A 17,587-nucleotide genomic window follows, 5' to 3' on the forward strand; every position below is an offset into this window, starting at 1 on the left:
GGTGCCAATGAAATCGCCGATGAAACGCAGTTCCTTCAAGCTGGTACTGGCCGGTTCGTTACCACTGGCGCTGACGGCCTGTGGTCCGCAGGAAGAATTGTATACGGTCAGCCAAAAGACCAATTACGACACCGTTGCTGCCTGCGTAAATGACTATATGCCGATCGCTGTCTGCACCGATGCCTACCAGCAGGCGCACAGCGACTATCTTCGCCAGGCGCCAACGTTCGCGTTCCAGAGCGCGTGTGAGGCGCAGTTCGGTGCAGACAATTGCCTGACCACCGTCGATGGGCGGTACATGCCCCGCATGAACGGGTTCGAGCTGGAAAGTGCCGTTGAGGTGACCCAGTCACAACTGGATGCTGGCTACGCTCAGGGTGGGGGCTATGGGCATATTGCCAGCGCCGCGGTGGCCGGGATGCTGCTCGGGCAGGCCCGGAGCCGCGACCGTCGTTTCCGCGCACAGCCTGTGTACGCCAACGGCAGTGCAACGCGCCCTGGGCTGCACAATGGGGCCTTGGGTGAAATCCAGCGTGCCAGGGAGGATGAACAAAGCAGCAGCGCAGGTTCGTCCGGCGGTGGCGGCAGATGGAGCCGCAAGGATCCTCACGCAGCCTCATCAGGGTCGATCACCCGGGGTGGCTTTGGCAGCCAGGCCACAGCCCGTAGCGGCTGGAGTGGCAAGTCCGGTAGCTTTTTCGGGGGGTGAGCATGCGCAAGGTAGAGCTGGCAGAGCGCCCCGACTGGCGCGCGACTGCCGAGCGTGAGGGGTTCGCCTTCCACACCATCGAAGGCCAGCGTTACTGGGACGAGAGCGGCTACTACCAATTCAGCGAAGCTCAGGTGGTTCGAGACCTGCAAGCGCCGACCGAAGCGCTGCACGCCCTGTGCCTGGAGGCGGTCGGGCGCATCGTCGACAGCGAAGCGCTCATGGCCCGCCTGGCCATCCCTCCGGCCTTCTTCGACCTGGTGCGTAGGTCTTGGAAGCAGGCACAGCCGCACCTGTACGGGCGCTTTGACTTCAGTTACGACGGCAATGGCCCGGCGAAACTCATCGAAGCCAATTACGATACGCCAACCTCGCTTTACGAGGCGGCCGCCTTCCAGCTGATCTGGCTGGAGGAGCAGATAGCGCGCGGGCTGTTGCCTGCGCACGCCAGCCAGTTCAATACCCTGGCCGAAGACCTGGTGCAGGCGTTTGCCGCGATGCCGGGGCAGGGTACGTTCTATTTCTCGACCATCTCAGGCTCGCTGGAGGACCGTGGCACCACTGATTTCCTGCGCAGGATGGCTGAGCATGCGGGTGTCCGCACACGGCATATCGACCTGGAAGACATCGGCCTGCACGACAATGGCCGGTTCGTCGACCTCCAAAGCCAGCCCATCCAGCGCCTGTTCAAGCTGCATGCGTGGGAGCACATCTTCCATGAGGATTTCGGCCAGGCGATTACCGGCTGCGACACGCAGTTTGTCGAGCCGCCCTGGAAGGCACTGATCTCCAACAAAGGCATCCTGCCGTTATTGTGGGAGTGGTTCGAAGGCCATCCGAACCTGCTGCCGGCCTTTGTCGACGACAATCCACAGGCCCCGGTGCCCAAGGGCTGGGTGCGCAAGCCGTACTTCTCCCGTGAGGGCGCCAACGTGGATATCCACACCGAGGATGGGCGGCGGGTCTTTGAAGACGGGCCCTATGACGATGCGCCCTATATTCTGCAGGCTTTTGCACCTTTGCCGAAGTTCGCTGACAGTTACACCCTGATTGGTTCGTGGGTGATCGGCGACAAGGCCTCAGGGCTTGGCATTCGTGAAGATGATTCGCTTATCACCAAGGACAGTTCACGCTTCTTGCCGCATGTGGTTTTGGGCTGACCGCCCCTCTGGTCGGTTTCAGGATGCGCCTGGTCGTTCGCGTGCATCCGTTCGGCGCCACAAGTGCCATGCTTGTGAAATGCCCTTGAGCCCAGTGCGCGCAGACGCACGGCCAGCGGCAAGGAGGCCACCGACAACCACGCGACCGTGACGTGGGCGGTGTGCCGCAGCAGAACACGCCGGTCACCTGCCTACTACAACAATCTGGCGGGGGCCGTGATGCCGAGGTCCGCTGTATGCCTGATCAATTGCTTCACCTGCCCGTTATCCACGATATCCTGAGCCGCCACCAGGACACCCCTGGTGCACTCTTGCCGATCCTGCATGCCGTGCAGGAAAGCATCGGTTTCATCCCGGATGCCGCCGTCGCCGACATAGCCCATGCCCTCAACCTCAGCCTGGCCGAGGTGCGCGGGGTGATCAGCTTCTACCACGATTTCCGTACCGCGCCGCCGGCACGCCATACCCTGCGCTTGTGCCGCGCCGAATCGTGCCAGAGCCGTGGCAGCGAGGCACTGGCCGCACAGCTGCGTGAACAGCTGGCACTGGACGACCATGGCACCAGCGCCGACGGCGCCATCAGCCTGCGCCCGGTGTACTGCCTGGGCGCATGCGCCTGCTCGCCGGCCCTTGAACTCGATGGCCAGGTGCATGCGCGCCTGACCCCTGAGCGCCTTCGCGCGCTGGTCAACGGTTGCCTGGAGGGCACAGCATGCTGAAGCTGTTCATCCCCTGCGACTCGGTGGCCCGCGCCGTGGGTGCCGACCAGGTTGTCGAGGCGTTGCTGCGCGAGGCTGAGCAACGGCAGGTGGCGCTGGACATTCAGCGCACCAGTTCGCGTGGCCTGTATTGGCTCGAACCACTGGTAGAGTGCGAGCGCGCTGATGGGCGGCAAGGCTTCGGCCCGGTCACCCCTGAGGATGTGCCTGCGCTGCTCGATGCATTGGCGGCCGACCCCGGCAGCCATTCGCTGGCGCTCGGGCCCGTGGAAGCGCTCCCTTACCTCAAGACCCAGCAACGTCTGCTGTTCGCCCGCGCCGGCATCACCCGGCCATTGTCGCTGGATGACTACCGCGCCCACGGTGGCTTTGCCGGCCTTGAGCAAGCCGTTGCGCTGGGCGGCGCCGACGTGGTGGCCGCCGTGCTCGATTCCGGCCTGCGCGGCCGTGGCGGTGCAGCGTTCCCGGCGGGTATCAAATGGCGCACCGTGCGTGACGCCGGGGCAGGGCAGAAGTACGTGGTGTGCAACGCCGACGAAGGCGACTCCGGTACCTTTGCCGACCGCATGCTGATGGAAGGTGACCCCTTCCTGCTGATCGAAGGCATGATCATCGCCGGCCTCGCGGTGGGTGCCGACAAGGGCTATATCTACGTGCGCTCGGAATACCCCGACGCGATCCGCGTGCTCGATCAGGCCTTGGTCATCGCCCGCGACGCCGGTTATCTCGGTGCCGACGTGGCCGGTAGCGGTCAGGCGTTCGACCTGGAAGTACGGGTGGGTGCCGGTGCCTATATCTGCGGTGAGGAAACCGCGCTGCTCGAATCTATCGAGGGCAAGCGCGGCATCGTCCGCGCCAAGCCGCCACTACCGGCCCTGCAGGGCCTGTTCGGCCTGCCGACGCTGGTGCACAACGTGCTCACCCTGGCCTCGGTGCCCACCATCCTGGCCAAGGGCGCGGCGTTCTACCGCGACTTCGGCATGGGGCGTTCGCTTGGCACCATGCCGTTCCAGCTGGCCGGCAACATCCGCCATGGCGGCCTGGTAGAGCGCGCCTTTGGCCTGACCCTGCGGGAACTGGTGGAAGGCTACGGTGGTGGCACCGCCAGTGGCCGGCCGCTGAAGGCCGCCCAGGTCGGGGGGCCATTGGGTGCCTGGGTGCCGCCCAGTCACTTTGACACCCCACTGGACTATGAGGCCTTCGCCGCCATGGGGGCGATGTTGGGCCACGGTGGCGTGGTGGTGGCCGACGACACCTTGAACATGGCCAGCATGGCGCGCTTTGCCCTGCAGTTCTGCGCCGAAGAGTCCTGCGGCAAGTGCACGCCCTGCCGCATCGGTTCTACCCGCGGGATGGAGGTGGTCGACCGCCTGATCGCCAGCAGCGACCTCACCGAGCGTCATGACCAGGCGCTGCTGCTGCGCGACCTGTGCGACACCCTGCAGTACGGCTCGCTGTGCGCCATGGGCGGTATGACCGCCTACCCGGTGGCCAGCGCCCTCAAGTACTTCCCGGCCGATTTCGGGCTGACCACCACGGAGGCCGCGCAGTGATCAATTACTTCGACCCCGAGACCGATCTGGGTACCCCTGAACGCCACAGTGATGTGCAGATCAGCCTGAACATCGACGGGCGCAGTGTCAGCGTACCGGCGGGCACCTCAGTGATGCGCGCCGCAGCCCTGCTGGGTACCAGCATCCCCAAACTGTGTGCCACCGACAGCCTGGAGGCCTTCGGCTCCTGCCGCATGTGCATGGTCGAGATCGATGGCATGCGCGGGTACCCGGCGTCCTGCACCACGCCTGTCAGCGAAGGCATGGTGGTGCGCACCCAAACGCCACGCCTGGCCGACCTGCGCCGCAACGTCATGGAGCTGTACATTTCCGACCACCCGCTCGACTGCCTGACCTGCTCGGCCAACGGCAACTGCGAACTGCAGACGGTCGCCGGCCAAGTCGGCCTGCGGGAGGTGCGCTACGGCTATGACGGCGCCAACCACCTGGCCGAGCAGAAGGACGAATCCAACCCGTACTTCGATTACGAGCCCAGCAAGTGCATCGTCTGCAGCCGCTGCGTGCGTGCCTGCGAGGATATCCAAGGCACCTTCGCCCTGACCATCACCGGGCGCGGCTTCGAGTCGCGGGTGGCGGCAGCCGGTGGTGACAACTTCCTCACCTCCGAATGCGTGTCGTGCGGTGCCTGCGTGCAAGCCTGCCCGACGGCCACACTGACCGAAAAAAGCCTGGTGCAGATCGGCCAGCCGGAACGCGCGGTGATCACCACCTGCGCTTACTGCGGCGTGGGCTGCTCGTTCCGTGCCGAAATGAAGGGTGACCAACTGGTCCGCATGGTCCCGGACAAGAACGGCGGCGCCAACCACGGCCACGCCTGCGTCAAGGGCCGCTTCGCCTGGGGTTATGCCACCCACCCTGACCGAATCACCAAACCGATGATCCGCAAGCACCTGGATGACCCGTGGCAGGAAGTCAGCTGGGATGAGGCGGTCACCTACGCGGCCAGCGAGTTCCGCCGCATCCAGCTCAAGTACGGGCGCGATTCCATCGGTGGCATCACCTCCAGCCGTTGCACCAACGAAGAAGCCTACCTGGTGCAGAAACTGGTGCGCACGGCGTTTGGCAACAATAACGTCGACACCTGCGCGCGGGTGTGCCATTCGCCCACCGGCTACGGCCTCAAGCAGACCCTCGGTGAGTCGGCGGGCACCCAGAGTTTCGATTCGGTCATGCAGGCCGACGTGATCCTGGTGATCGGTGCCAACCCCACCGACGCCCACCCGGTGTTCGGCTCGCAGCTCAAGCGCCGCCTGCGCCAAGGCGCGCGACTGATCGTGATCGACCCGCGGCGCATCGACCTGGTGGATTCGCCCCACGCCCGTGCCGAGCTGCACCTGCAACTGCGCCCGGGCACCAACGTGGCCATGCTCAACGCCTTGGCCCATGTGATCGTTAGCGAGGGGCTGCTGGCCCAGCGCTTCATCGACGAGCGCTGCGAGAGTGAGGCCTTCGCCCGCTGGCGCGACTTCGTCAGCCTCCCAGAAAACGCCCCTGAAGTGCAGGGCCCCGTGTGCGGCGTGCCCGCCGAGCAGATCCGCGCCGCCGCCCGGCTGTATGCCACAGGCGGCAACGCAGCGATCTACTACGGCCTGGGCGTGACTGAACACAGCCAGGGCAGCACCGCGGTGATGGGCATCGCCAACCTGGCCATGGCCACCGGCAATATCGGCCGTGAAGGGGTGGGCGTAAACCCGCTGCGGGGGCAGAACAACGTGCAGGGCTCGTGCGACATGGGGTCGTTCCCCCATGAGCTGCCAGGCTACCGGCATATCTCCAACGAGGCCGTGCGTGCCGAGTTCGAGCAGGCCTGGGGCGTAACCCTGCAGCCCGACCCGGGCCTGCGCATCCCCAACATGTTCGAAGCGGCGCTGGACGGCAGCTTCAAGGCGCTGTACTGCCAGGGTGAGGACATCGCCCAGAGCGACCCCAACACCCAGCACGTCACGGCTGCGCTGCGGGCCATGGAGTGCGTGGTGGTGCAGGACATCTTCCTCAACGAGACGGCCAAGTTCGCCCACGTGTTCTTGCCGGGCAGCTCGTTCCTGGAAAAGGACGGCACCTTCACCAATGCCGAGCGCCGCATTTCGCGGGTTCGCAAAGTGATGCAGCCGCTGGCCGGCAAGGCGGACTGGGAGGCCACCGTGGCCTTGGCCAATGCCCTGGGCTACCCGATGAGCTACCGCCACCCGTCCGAGATCATGGACGAAATCGCCCGCCTGACGCCGTCCTTCCACCGCGTCAGCTACGCCGAGATCGACCGCCATGGGAGCCTGCAGTGGCCCTGCAACGAAGCCGCGCCCGACGGCACGCCGACCATGCACATCGATCAGTTCGTGCGGGGCAAGGGGCGCTTCATGCTCACCGGCTATGTGCCCACCGACGAGAAGGTCAACAGCCGCTACCCCCTGCTGCTGACCACTGGGCGCATTCTCAGCCAGTACAATGTCGGTGCCCAGACCCGGCGCACCGCCAACGTCGCCTGGCATGCTGCCGACTGCCTGGAACTGCACCCCACTGACGCCGAAAGCCGCGGCATCCATGACGGCGACTGGGTCGGCATCGGCAGCCGTGCAGGGCAGACGGTACTGCGCGCCAAAATCAGTGAGCGTGTGGCACCGGGGGTGGTGTACACCACCTTCCACTTCCCCGAGTCCGGCGCCAACGTGATCACCACCGACAACTCCGACTGGGCCACCAACTGCCCGGAATACAAGGTAACGGCGGTGGAGGTGGTCAAGGTGTTCCACCCGTCGCAGTGGCAAAAGCGCTACCAGGACTTCAGCGATGAACAGCGGCGCCTGCTCAAGGAGCGGCGCACGGCCGGCAAGCCTGAACAGGCCGAGGTGCGCCGATGAGCAGCGAAAACCTAGTCAAGATGGCCAACCAGATTGCCCATTACTTCGACAGCGAGCCTGATCATGTGTTGGCGGTGCAAGGGGTGCAGCAGCACTTGCAGAACTTCTGGACCCCAGCGATGCGCAGGCAGTTGGGGGAGTGGGCCCAGGCCCATGCCGGGGAGGGCTTGGACCCCAAGGTGATGGAAGCCTTGGCTTAGCGTTCGTCTGCGCTGCCCCGTCGCTAGCAAGCGCTTGCACCCCAGGGGCGCCGGCTTGCCGGTGATAGGGGCAGTGCCGACAACATGAAATGTCCGTCATGAATGCCTGACGACTGCCTGCGCAATGCTACGCTCGCGGAAACACTCGTCACGGGTACGCACCATGGACATGAACTGGCACCAGGCCCTGCAAGAGAGCCTGAGCTGGCTTGCAATCGCTTCACTCATCACCCTGATCGGCTTCACTGCCGCCGCTGCCTTGGCTGTGCGCTACACGCGCTGGGGCAGCCAGTTCTGGCAGCTTGCCGGGCCCTATTTCAGCTTCAGGCGCAGCTGGCGGCCGTTGCTGGTGTTTGCCGCACTGCTGGTGCTGACGCTGTTTTCGGTACGCATGAACGTACTGTTCTCGTTCTGGTACAACGGCTTCTACAGTGCCCTGCAGGCCCTCGACCGGACCGCCTTCTGGTACTTGCTGGGCGTGTTCGCGGTGTTGGCCACCCTTCACGTGCTTCGTTCACTGTTCACCTTCTACGTGACGGAGGCGTTCAGCATCCGCTGGCGGGTCTGGCTGACCGAGCGCCTGACCAATGACTGGCTGCACGGTGACGCCTATTACCGCGGCCAGTTTCTCGCCGAGCCTGTAGACAACCCCGACCAGCGCATCGAACTGGACGTCACCGCCTTCGTCACTAACTCGGTAACCTTGGCGCTAGGCGCGGTCAGCGCGCTGGTCTCGCTGGTGGCCTTCACCGCCATCCTCTGGGGCCTGTCGGCGCCGCTGGCGGTAGCGGGTGTGGAAATCCCCCGGGCCATGGTGTTCGCCGTCTATGTATACGTGCTGATCGCCACCTGGATTGCCTTTCGCCTCGGGCAGCCGTTGATCCGCCTGAATTTTCTCAACGAAAAACTCACCGCCAACTTCCGTTATGCGCTGATGCGCGTGCGGGAAAACGCTGAGAACATCGCGTTCTACCAGGGTGCCCACGTGGAGCGGGGGACCTTGCTAGGTCGCTTCGGGGCATTGATCGTCAATGTCTGGGCACTGGTGTTCCGGAACCTGAAGTTCAGCGGTTTCAACCTGGGCGTCAGCCAGGTGGCAGTGGTGTTCCCGTTCATCCTCCAGGCACCGCGCTTCTTCAGTGGCGCGATCAAGCTGGGGGATGTCATGCAAACCTCCCAAGCGTTTGGCCAGGTGCAGGATGCGCTGTCGTTCTTCCGTGAGTCCTATGACACCTTTGCCCAGTACCGCGCCACGCTCGACCGTCTGACCGGTTTTCTCGATGCCAATCAGCAGGCCAGCACGTTGCCGCGGGTCAGCACCCAGCAGCAGGCGCATGCCCTGGATATCTCGGGGTTGCAGGTGATGCGCCCCGATGGCTACGCGCTGATCGCCGACCTCGACTTGCGCCTGCAGGCCGGCCAGGCGCTGCTGATCAAAGGCCCTTCGGGCAGTGGTAAAACCACCTTGCTGCGCGCCTTGGCCGGGCTTTGGCCGTACGCCGAGGGTGAGGTCAGGCGGCCCACCGCTACCGAGGCGCTGTTCCTCTCGCAGCGCCCGTACCTGCCACTGGGCGATCTGCGGACCGCCATCGCCTACCCAACCGACAGCAAGCCTGAGGACGAAGTGCGCATGCAGCAGGCGCTGCGCCAGGTCAACCTGGCCCACCTGGCCGATCGGCTGGCGGTCAGTTGCGACTGGTCGCATATCCTCTCGGTGGGTGAGCAGCAGCGGCTGGCGTTTGCGCGGGTGCTGTTCAACCGGCCGCAGGTGGTGTTCCTCGACGAGTCCACCTCGGCGATGGATGAAGGCCTGGAACATGCGTTGTATTCGCTGCTGCGCAATGAGATGCCGCAGACCTTGCTGGTGAGTGTCGGCCACCGCAGCACGTTGGCCGGGTTCCATACCCACAGGCTGGAAGTGGACGGGCAGGGCGGTTGGTCGCTGCTGGAGCAGAAACCGGAGGTGCAATTGCAGGTCTAGGCGACCCGCATCGTGTTCAGGGCTGCATCACGATCAACTGCGGCCCTTCATCACGCTCATCCGACACGTCCTTGCCCACCGCAAACGATTCAAAGGCCTCCACCGGCAGGCGCCGCTCCCGTGCCAGCCGCTCGGCCTCCTCGGCAGGCACTTGCAAGTCGATCCACGTCCATGCATCCGCCGGCGCCAGTACCAGTGGCCGGCGGTCGTGGCTATCGACCATTCCCGCTTCACTCGCTGCGGTCACGATGACGAAGCCATCCCCTTCGTTCGGCTCCGATCCTGCACGTACCTGAGCCAGCGCAGCCATGAACATCGGTGCCTGGCTTTTCAGGCGGATGAAATAGGGCTGCTTGCGCTCGGGGTCGTGCGGGTCGCTCACCCATTCATACCAGCCGTCGGCCATGACCAGTGCCCGCCCTTGAGGCCAGAACGCCTTGAGAAACGTGCCGGTGGTCACGGCTTCTACCGGTGCGGTAGTCGGCGCAGGTTGCGGGCCCTTGGCCCAGAACGGTGCCCAACCCCAATGGCAGGGGTCGATGCGCAGGCCATTGCCCGGGTTGTGCATAACCAGTACGCAGCTGCCAGGGGCCACGTTGTAACGGCCAATGGGCACGTTGTCGTAACCGCTTATCACCTCCTGCCCGGCCGCCAGTTCACGCAGGTAATCGGCCTGGCCCTGATACTGGGCGAAGCGTCCGCACATGGCATGTCCCCCCATTGGTCGAAATGGCGTGCACGCGACCGACGCAATCGGGGTCCCAACATCCCATCTCGCGGGGGGCGTTGTTCAACCTGCGTGCGCCGCACAGTCACCTGGTCAGGATAGACGGCGACAGCGTTTTCACAGGCTCAGGCGCAACGCCAACGCTGCCAAGGTCACCAGTAGCACCGGCACCGTCAACAGCACCCCTACCTTGAAGTAATACCCCCAGCCGATGCTCACGCCCTTGCGCGCCAGCACATGCAGCCACAACAGCGTAGCCAGGCTGCCGATCGGGGTGATCTTCGGCCCCAGGTCGCAGCCGATCACGTTGGCATAGATCATCGCCTCGCGCACCACACCCTGCGCCTCGCTGGCCTCGATCGACAGCGCGCCGATCAACACGCTGGGCAGGTTGTTCATGACCGACGACAGCAGCGCCGCAACCAGGCCGGTCCCCAGCGAGGCTGCCCACAGCCCTTGCCCCGCCAGCCAGCTCAACACGTCGCCGAGCGAGTCGGTGAGGCCTGCATTGCGCAAGCCGTAGACCACCAGGTACATCCCCAATGAAAACACCACGATCTGCCACGGGGCCTCGCGCAGCACGCGGCGGGTGGAGATCACATGGCCGCGGGCGGCGACGGCGAACAGTACCGCTGCGCAGGCTGCGGCCACGGCACTGACCGGGATCCCCATGGGCTCGAGCACGAACAGGCTGGCCAGCAATGCCAGCAGCACCGCCCAGCCGACACGGAACGTTGCCCGGTCGCGCACGGCCATGGCCGGCACCTTGAGGTCTTCGGTGGCGTAGCGCAGCGGAATGTCGCGGCGAAAATACAGCCACAGCACCAGCAGCGTGGCTGCCACGGCCACCAGGTTCACCGGCACCATCACCGAGGCATAGGCGTTGAACCCCAGGTCGAAGTAGTCCGCCGAGACGATGTTCACCAGGTTGGACACCACCAGCGGCAGGCTGGCGGTGTCGGCGATGAAGCCTGCACCCATGACGAAGGCCAGGGTCGCCGCTGGGGAGAAGCGCAGCGCCAGCAACATCGACATGACGATCGGGGTAAGGATCAGCGCCGCGCCGTCGTTGGCGAACAGCGCCGATACCGCCGCGCCCAGCAGCACCATGAAGGCAAACAGCCGGCGCCCGTCCCCGCGGGCCCAGCGCGCCACATGCAACGCCGCCCATTCGAAAAAGCCCGCTTCGTCCAGCAGCAGGCTGATGACGATGAGGGCGATGAAGGTGGCGGTGGCGTTCCAGATGATGGCCCAGACCGTGGGGATGTCATGCAGCGATACCACGCCGAACACCAGGGCCAGCACGGCGCCGAGCGTGGCGCTCCAGCCAACCCCCAGGCCTTTGGGCTGCCAGATGACCAGGGTGAGGGTGAGCAGGAAGATCAAAGCGGCTGGGAGCATGGAAACGCTGTCTCGTCTCATGGCGGGGCAGAAGTGACTGTACACGGGCTGATGACGCGTAGGAAAAGTTCCGGTGCAAACATGTAAGTTTCGTAAATAAGATTTAAACCCATTTGAGAATCACTATATTTACCAACCCTGTTGGCCCCCGAACAGTGTTTGCGAGGCCGGTGGGCGTGGGCCCTCCGGCTTCCTGGCAGGGATGTGCCCTTCGCTTACCCATCGCAGGAGATGTGTCAATGCAGTGCAGAACTTCACCCAACAGCCTGGCCCTGGCGTTCGTCGCGTTGGCGTCACCGGCCATGATGGCGAGCGCCGCCGAGACAGTGGAGCGCAGACCTGGTGAGGTAGTGGAGATGCCGGTGGCGGACGACGCATTGGTGATCCAGGACACCCTGGTCACTGCAGAACGCGAAGCGCGTCAGGCGCTGGGTTCGTCGATCATCACTGAAGAAGACATCAAGCGTCGCCCGCCGGCCAATGACTTGTCCGACATCATCCGTCGTGAGCCGGGGGTCAACTTGACTGGCAACAGCGCCAGTGGTGCGCGTGGCAACAACAGGCAGATCGACCTGCGCGGCATGGGCCCGGAAAACACCCTGATCCTCATCGATGGCAAGCCATCCAGCGCACGCAACGCGGTGCGCTACGGCTGGAACGGCGACCGCGACACCCGCGGCGAAACCAACTGGGTGCCGGCCGAGGCGGTCGAGCGCATCGAAATCCTGCGCGGCCCGGCGGCGGCGCGCTACGGCTCGGGTGCGATGGGCGGGGTGGTCAACATCATCACCAAGCGGCCCACCGAGGCGTTCAAGGGCAGCCTCAACCTGTTCACGCAAATGCCCGAGGACAGCGCCGAGGGTGCCAGCCGTCGTGCCAACTTCAACCTCAGCGGCGGGCTCACCGACAACCTCGGTTTCCGTTTGTACGGTGGCCTGGCCAAGACCGACGCCGATGACCTGGACATCAACGCCGACCACGCCAACAGCGCGTTGGTCGCCGGCCGTGAGGGCGTGCGCAACAAGGACATCAACGGCCTGCTGAGCTGGAGGCTCAACGACGAGCACCGTCTGGAAGCCAGCGCCGGTTACAGCCGCCAGGGCAACCTCTATGCCGGCGACACCATGAACAGCAACGGCGGCAGCAATGTCGACCTGATCTCCAGCCTGTATGGCCACGAGACCAACGTCATGCAGCGCAACACCTATGACTTGACCCACCTGGGCGATTTCAGCTGGGGCACCAGCAAGACCAGCCTGGCTTACGAGTACGTGCGCAACTGGCGCCTGAACGAAGGGCTGGCCGGTGGCCCTGAAGGTGCGATCAACGACAGCGGTGCAGCCATGTCGCGGCTGCGCAACACTCGCCTGAGCAGCGAGGTGAACCTGCCGTTGGCCTTGGGCAATACCGAACATGTGCTGACCCTGGGCGGCGAATACCTTTATGAATCGCTCAACGACCAGGGCTCGTTCCGCCCGCAGAGCTTCGACCCCAGCGGCGGTGGCAGCGACGTCATCAGTGGCTTCGACCGCAGCGACTCGAAGATGACCGCCAAGAGCTACGCGCTGTTCGTCGAGGACAACATCGTGCTGGGCGACACCACCGTCACCCCGGGCCTGCGCTTCGACCACCACGAAACCTTTGGCGACAACTTCAGCCCCAGCCTCAACCTGTCGCACAAGCTGACCGATGCGCTGTCGGTCAAGGGCGGTATCGCACGGGCCTACAAGGTGCCGAACCTGTATCAGTCCAACCCCAATTACCTGCTCTACAGCCGCGGCAACGGCTGCAGCATTCAGCAGAGCAACTCCGGGGGCTGCTACCTGCAGGGCAATGCCGACCTCAAGCCGGAAATCAGCGTCAACAAGGAAATCGGCCTGTTGTATGACCGCGGCACCTGGCGTACCAGCGCGACGTATTTCCGCAACGATTACAAGAACAAGATCATCGGTGATACCGATGTGCTCTACACCATCAACAGCGGCCGCCGTGTGACTCAGTGGGAGAATGCTGGCGAGGCGCGGGTGGAAGGCATCGAGGGCAACCTGTTCGTCGAACTGACGCCGGTGCTCGACTGGAACACCAACCTGACCTGGATGCTCGACAACGACAACCGTGAGACGGGCGAGCCGCTGTCGGTGATCCCCGAGTACACGCTCAACAGCACCCTGGACTGGCGCGCCACCGACAAGCTTTCGTTCCAGCTGGCCGGCACCTACTACGGCAAGCAGAAGTCGCCGACCTACAACTACCGCACCGAGGAAGACTACGACGCCGAGGCGCAGCAGGATGTCGAGGCCTACGGGCTGGTGGATGTCAGCGCCGGGTACAAGTTCAACGCCAACTATGACGTGCGGGTGGGCGTGAACAACGTGTTCGACAAGCAGATCTATCGCGGTGGCAATGCCAGCAGCTCGGGCGCCAACACCTATAACCAGCCGGGGCGTGCGCTGTTCGCTTCCCTGAATATCTCGTTCTGATGCTGAGGCCGCACTGCGGCCCATTCTCGGCGCAAGCCCGCTTCTCCAGATACCCCACTGGCACAACGCAAGTGGATTGAATGGGGGGGCGGGCTTGCCTCGATGCGACTACCAGGAAATGTGCCAATGAACAATAAACCCGCCTGGCTGCTGATCCTCTCGCGCAGCAGCGCCGCGCTGGTCGGCGGCTACGCACTCACCTATGCCGCCAGCGCCTGCCTGGCCCGGCTGTTGCCCCTGTCCCCCGCCGATGCGGTCATCGTCGCGACCCTGCCGGCCTTCGTCTTCTACACCGCAGTCATCCTTTGGGCCTTCGCCAGCCGTGACGCGGTGCGTGCCTGGCTACCGCTGGCCTTGGCTGCACCCTTGGCGTTGATCGGCTTCTGGCCCCAGGTACTGGAGTGGCTGGCATGAAGAACACGTTCACCCAATCGATGGCCTGGCTGCACACCTGGGGTGGGCTGGTTGTCGGCTGGCTATTGTTCGCCATCTTCGTCACCGGCACCCTGGCGGTGTTCGACAAAGAGCTCAACCACTGGATGCAGCCGGAAATCCCGGCCAATGCAGTGACCCAGGCCGATGCCGCGCAGCGCGCCATTGCCTACCTGCAGGCCCATGAACCGCAGGCCGGCAACTGGGGCATCAGCCTGCCCACCGATCGCTCGCCCGGGCTGCGTGTGTCTACCGGGGAGCGGCGCCATGGCGGTGGCGTACAGCTCGACCCGCAGACCGGCGAGGCCATCGCGGTACGCGACAGCGTTGGCGGCAACTTCTTTTTCCGCTTCCACTTCACCCTCGACCTGCCGCGCAACTGGGGCATTTTCGTGGTCGGTGCATTGGCGCTGGTGATGTTGGCGGCGCTGGTCACCGGCATTGTCATCCACAAGAAGATCTTCAAGGAGTTCTTCACGTTCCGGCCGAACAAGGGCCAGCGCTCCTGGCTGGACTTTCACAACGCCAGTGCCGTGCTGTTGCTGCCATTCCACCTGATGATCACCTACACCGGGCTGGTGATCTTCATGCTCATCTACATTCCTGCAGGTGTCGATGCGCTGTTCGCCGGGGACAACCGGGCCTACTTCAAGGCCCAGGGCAACGCCCGCCTGGAGCAGCCGAGGGCCTTGGCCAGGCAGCCCGCGGCGCTGGTCGATGTGGTGCCGCTGCTGGCCCAGGCGCAGGCACGGTTGGGGCCCATAGCCGGTTTCAATATCCGCAACCCCAATACCGCTGGGGCGCGTATCGAGATTCGCCCTGAGCTGGGTAATCGCATCGCGCTGTCGAAGGGGCAGGCCATGGTATTCGATGGTGTCAGCGGTCAGCTGCTCAGCGATGTGACTGAGTGGCGCGCGGCTCCCCTGACCCAGCGGGTCATGGTCGGCCTGCATTTTGCCCAGTTTGGCGGATACCCGATGCGTTGGTTGTACTTCGTGTGTGGGGTCATCAGCTGCGTGATGATCGCCAGTGGCCTGGTGCTGTTTTGCGTGAAGCGTGGGCGTAAGTACGCCAGCACCAGCGCGCAGTTGTCGGCGCGGCGTTGGTACCGGGTTGCCGAGGTGTGCAATGTCGGTTTCGTCACCGGTTTGCTGCTGGCCTGTGTCGGCTTGCTGTGGGCCAGCCGCCTGCTGCCGGTCGAGCTGGTACAGCGCGAGGCCTGGGAGGTGCGGGCATTCTTTGGTACATGGCTGCTTGCGCTGCTGCATGCGGGTATCAGGCCTGCGCGCCGGGCGTGGGTGGAACAACTGGGGCTGACGGCACTGCTGTGCATGGGCCTTGGGCTGTTCGGTGGGCTGGGGGATGCCTTGCGCCTGGGCGTGGTGGCTTGCGCAATGGTGCTGGGGGTGTTGCTCGGTGTGGTGGCGTGGCGCGTGCATCAAGGCGGGCGAATGCTGCATGCACCCAGGGCCAGGGCAGGGCGCAGCGTGGAGGCAGGCGCATGATGATGTTGATCGCAGGCGGCGCGCTGTTCGCCTATGCCGGTATGCTTGGCCTTTGCCAAGGCCTGGAACGGCACTATAAACAGGTATGGCAGCGGCCTTGCCCGCGGCCACTGCGCAGGGTGCTGCGTGGCGCTGGCTGGCTGGCACTGATGATCAGCCTGCTGCTGTGCGCCCAGGTCTGGGGCTGGGCCATGGCGCCGGTAGCCTGGTTGGCGATGATGTCGCTCGGTGCAATGCTGCTGGTCGTGCAGTTGCCGTATTGGCCGCGGCTGGCGGTTGGGCTTGCAGGGCTGGTGCCAGTGTGGGGGCTGCTGCACCTGTTTACCTGAGCAGGCCCTATCGCCGGCAAGCCGGCTTCCACATGGATTTGCGCCGGCTTTTAGCAATTGGGCAGGACCGTTGCTTGCACAGGTAAAGCGCAGCCCTGAAGAGCTGCGCGGTCGTGGTGGGAGCCGGCTTGCCGGCGATTGGGCTGCGCAGCAGCGCCCATAGCAGAGCTGTAATAGCCCGAGCGCTCGACGGGACCAGCGATCACCGATGAAACCGGGCCCTCGCTTCAGCCAGGTATCTGGCCAAGCACGTTGCGTTGCTCAAGCCAGCGCTCGAAGCTCCGGAATGTTTCGATGGCCGCCTGCACGGTGGCGGCCTGCGCTGCAGGTGCGCTCGACGCCTGGCCAAGGCGGTCGAGGAAGCGGCGCCAGTAGTCGCCGGTCCGCGCACCGTATACATCGAAAAAGGCTGTGCCGTTGGCCGGGCCGAGCCCCAGGCGCTCTGCCATTGCCCTTTTCAGTACCTGGCCGCCCAGGGTGGAGCCCTCCAGAACGTACATCACACCCAGCGCACCGGCCTCATCATTGATACCTGGCAGCGCCTGGCACAGGGGCAGGGCGTCGATGTCAGCGGCGCTCAGATGCAGGGCTTGCAGGTCCAGCGTGAGCGCGGGTGTCTTGGCCCTCATCGGTTCCTGGTAGTCACCCAGGCGAGCTTCGAGGGGCGCGTGGAACCCATAGTAGGCTTGCAGGAGCCGGCTGTAGGCCGCGGCATCGAAGCTCGCTGCAAAGAATGGCAGGCGTGCTTCGAGCGACTTGTGGCAATCGCGGGTGCCCTCGCGCAGGGCTAGCAGCAACGGGCTGGGTGAGGAGGGACTGGCTGGCATTCGGCTCGACTCTAGTGGCATTTCGCCTAATTTGGACTGACCATCGTAACGCAGTGTTCCTCCCCAGCCGCGACATTGTTGCGGAAAAAATAACCTCGGCGTGCTAAACCATTCGGCCGTCCTCCAAGAAGAAGCCAGCTGGTGAAAGCCGTACACCTGACCCTGATCTGTCATGCCCTGACAACGGCCCAGAAGACCGGGCACCTGCACGGCCCCGACGACGGCATTCTGCCGATGCTCGCCCAACCGTTCGCCGTGGCGCCTGAAACGCGCATCCTCACCGCGCCGGAGCGGCGTGCGAGGGAAACGGCGGACGGGTTTTCGGCACTGGCGCAGGTCGAGCCGGCATTGGCCGATTGCGACCTGGGACGCTGGCAGGGGCTGGCATTGAAGCGGTTGCAGGTTGAGCACCCGCAGGCGCTGGCGTTGTGGCTGGACGACCCGCACAGTGCGCCACATGGTGGTGAGTCGTTCGCCGAGTTGTGCCAGCGCATGGCGGGGTGGCTGGCGGCCTTCGATGAGCCGGGCGAGTGGGTGGCGGTGACGCATCCCATGGTCATTCGCGCGGTACTGGTGCAGGTGCTGGGTTGCCCCTTGGCGGCCCATCGGCAGATGGATGTGCTGCCTTTGTCACGTGTTCAGCTGAGCTTTACCGGGCGCTGGCGCTTGCGGCTGGGGTGAGTCCGGC

General features: G+C 64.6%; 15 protein-coding genes. 12 read left to right on the forward strand and 3 right to left on the reverse strand.

What is annotated here, in order from left to right; all coding sequences use genetic code 11:
- The first annotated feature begins 19 nt into the window (after window positions 1-19).
- From OSW16_RS08725 to OSW16_RS08755, 7 genes are all read left to right on the forward strand, one after another.
- Window positions 20-709: a DUF1190 domain-containing protein gene (locus OSW16_RS08725; protein WP_267822327.1), complete on the forward strand. Its 690-nt coding sequence runs from the start codon at window positions 20-22 to the stop codon at window positions 707-709.
- Window positions 710-711: 2 nt separating this feature from the next.
- Window positions 712-1,869 carry a glutathionylspermidine synthase family protein gene (locus tag OSW16_RS08730; protein ID WP_267822329.1) on the forward strand — a complete coding sequence of 386 codons (1,158 nt, stop codon included), beginning with the start codon at window positions 712-714 and terminating at the stop codon, window positions 1,867-1,869.
- 236 nt (window positions 1,870-2,105) lie between these two features.
- Window positions 2,106-2,588 (forward strand): formate dehydrogenase subunit gamma, encoded by a 483-nt coding sequence (locus OSW16_RS08735; RefSeq protein WP_267822331.1) that lies wholly within the window; start codon window positions 2,106-2,108, stop codon window positions 2,586-2,588.
- Window positions 2,582-4,141, forward strand: a complete 1,560-nt coding sequence (locus tag OSW16_RS08740) for a formate dehydrogenase beta subunit (protein ID WP_267822333.1) — start codon at window positions 2,582-2,584, stop codon at window positions 4,139-4,141. The genes OSW16_RS08735 and OSW16_RS08740 overlap by 7 nt, the downstream gene beginning before the upstream one ends.
- Entirely contained in the window at window positions 4,138-7,017 is a 2,880-nt protein-coding gene (gene fdhF, locus OSW16_RS08745; RefSeq protein WP_267822335.1) for a formate dehydrogenase subunit alpha, read from the forward strand. The genes OSW16_RS08740 and fdhF overlap by 4 nt, the downstream gene beginning before the upstream one ends.
- Entirely contained in the window at window positions 7,014-7,217 is a 204-nt protein-coding gene (locus tag OSW16_RS08750; RefSeq protein WP_267822337.1) for a formate dehydrogenase subunit delta, read from the forward strand. The genes fdhF and OSW16_RS08750 overlap by 4 nt, the downstream gene beginning before the upstream one ends.
- A gap of 163 nt (window positions 7,218-7,380) precedes the next feature.
- Window positions 7,381-9,198: an ABC transporter ATP-binding protein/permease gene (locus OSW16_RS08755; protein WP_267822339.1), complete on the forward strand. Its 1,818-nt coding sequence runs from the start codon at window positions 7,381-7,383 to the stop codon at window positions 9,196-9,198.
- A 16-nt stretch (window positions 9,199-9,214) separates the two neighbouring features.
- Here OSW16_RS08755 and OSW16_RS08760 read toward each other — a convergent pair whose 3' ends face one another.
- Together OSW16_RS08760 and OSW16_RS08765 are read right to left on the reverse strand one after the other, a co-directional pair.
- Complete coding sequence (locus OSW16_RS08760) at window positions 9,215-9,904, reverse strand: SOS response-associated peptidase family protein (protein WP_267822341.1); 690 nt, start codon at window positions 9,902-9,904, stop codon at window positions 9,215-9,217.
- A gap of 138 nt (window positions 9,905-10,042) precedes the next feature.
- Window positions 10,043-11,326 carry an arsenic transporter gene (locus tag OSW16_RS08765; RefSeq protein ID WP_267822343.1) on the reverse strand — a complete coding sequence of 428 codons (1,284 nt, stop codon included), beginning with the start codon at window positions 11,324-11,326 and terminating at the stop codon, window positions 10,043-10,045.
- 239 nt (window positions 11,327-11,565) lie between these two features.
- On the opposite strand from OSW16_RS08765, the gene OSW16_RS08770 reads away from it, so the two are divergent.
- From OSW16_RS08770 to OSW16_RS08785, 4 genes are all read left to right on the forward strand, one after another.
- Window positions 11,566-13,806, forward strand: coding sequence for a TonB-dependent siderophore receptor (locus tag OSW16_RS08770; RefSeq protein WP_267822345.1), 2,241 nt, complete (start codon window positions 11,566-11,568; stop codon window positions 13,804-13,806).
- 126 nt (window positions 13,807-13,932) lie between these two features.
- Complete coding sequence (locus tag OSW16_RS08775) at window positions 13,933-14,220, forward strand: iron transporter (protein ID WP_267822347.1); 288 nt, start codon at window positions 13,933-13,935, stop codon at window positions 14,218-14,220.
- A complete protein-coding gene (locus OSW16_RS08780) occupies window positions 14,217-15,743 on the forward strand; it encodes a PepSY-associated TM helix domain-containing protein (protein WP_267822349.1) in 1,527 nt (508 codons plus the stop codon). Before OSW16_RS08775 ends, OSW16_RS08780 begins: the two co-directional genes overlap by 4 nt.
- Window positions 15,740-16,072, forward strand: coding sequence for a DUF3325 domain-containing protein (locus tag OSW16_RS08785; RefSeq protein ID WP_241803203.1), 333 nt, complete (start codon window positions 15,740-15,742; stop codon window positions 16,070-16,072). Before OSW16_RS08780 ends, OSW16_RS08785 begins: the two co-directional genes overlap by 4 nt.
- Window positions 16,073-16,299: 227 nt before the next feature.
- Here the strand turns inward: OSW16_RS08785 and OSW16_RS08790 are convergent, their stop codons facing one another.
- Window positions 16,300-16,899: a biliverdin-producing heme oxygenase gene (locus OSW16_RS08790; protein ID WP_267822352.1), complete on the reverse strand. Its 600-nt coding sequence runs from the start codon at window positions 16,897-16,899 to the stop codon at window positions 16,300-16,302.
- A 141-nt stretch (window positions 16,900-17,040) separates the two neighbouring features.
- On the opposite strand from OSW16_RS08790, the gene OSW16_RS08795 reads away from it, so the two are divergent.
- Entirely contained in the window at window positions 17,041-17,580 is a 540-nt protein-coding gene (locus OSW16_RS08795) for a histidine phosphatase family protein (RefSeq protein WP_267822354.1), read from the forward strand.
- Window positions 17,581-17,587: the final 7 nt, after the last annotated feature.

Source organism: Pseudomonas putida (assembly GCF_026625125.1).
GTDB classification, from domain to species: Bacteria; Pseudomonadota; Gammaproteobacteria; order Pseudomonadales; family Pseudomonadaceae; genus Aquipseudomonas; species Aquipseudomonas putida_X.

What these genes read in the sequence shown, in the direction of transcription:
- OSW16_RS08735 (WP_267822331.1), top strand. Translation starts at nt 2,106, where the DNA reads ATGCCTGATCAATTGCTTCACCTGCCCGTTATCCACGATATCCTGAGC.
- OSW16_RS08765 (WP_267822343.1), bottom strand. Translation starts at nt 11,326, where the DNA reads ATGCTCCCAGCCGCTTTGATCTTCCTGCTCACCCTCACCCTGGTCATC.
- OSW16_RS08770 (WP_267822345.1), top strand. Translation starts at nt 11,566, where the DNA reads ATGCAGTGCAGAACTTCACCCAACAGCCTGGCCCTGGCGTTCGTCGCG.
- OSW16_RS08780 (WP_267822349.1), top strand. Translation starts at nt 14,217, where the DNA reads ATGAAGAACACGTTCACCCAATCGATGGCCTGGCTGCACACCTGGGGT.
- OSW16_RS08760 (WP_267822341.1), bottom strand. Translation starts at nt 9,904, where the DNA reads ATGTGCGGACGCTTCGCCCAGTATCAGGGCCAGGCCGATTACCTGCGT.
- OSW16_RS08725 (WP_267822327.1), top strand. Translation starts at nt 20, where the DNA reads ATGAAACGCAGTTCCTTCAAGCTGGTACTGGCCGGTTCGTTACCACTG.
- OSW16_RS08740 (WP_267822333.1), top strand. Translation starts at nt 2,582, where the DNA reads ATGCTGAAGCTGTTCATCCCCTGCGACTCGGTGGCCCGCGCCGTGGGT.
- OSW16_RS08750 (WP_267822337.1), top strand. Translation starts at nt 7,014, where the DNA reads ATGAGCAGCGAAAACCTAGTCAAGATGGCCAACCAGATTGCCCATTAC.
- OSW16_RS08730 (WP_267822329.1), top strand. Translation starts at nt 712, where the DNA reads ATGCGCAAGGTAGAGCTGGCAGAGCGCCCCGACTGGCGCGCGACTGCC.
- OSW16_RS08775 (WP_267822347.1), top strand. Translation starts at nt 13,933, where the DNA reads ATGAACAATAAACCCGCCTGGCTGCTGATCCTCTCGCGCAGCAGCGCC.
- OSW16_RS08790 (WP_267822352.1), bottom strand. Translation starts at nt 16,899, where the DNA reads ATGCCAGCCAGTCCCTCCTCACCCAGCCCGTTGCTGCTAGCCCTGCGC.
- OSW16_RS08785 (WP_241803203.1), top strand. Translation starts at nt 15,740, where the DNA reads ATGATGATGTTGATCGCAGGCGGCGCGCTGTTCGCCTATGCCGGTATG.
- OSW16_RS08755 (WP_267822339.1), top strand. Translation starts at nt 7,381, where the DNA reads ATGGACATGAACTGGCACCAGGCCCTGCAAGAGAGCCTGAGCTGGCTT.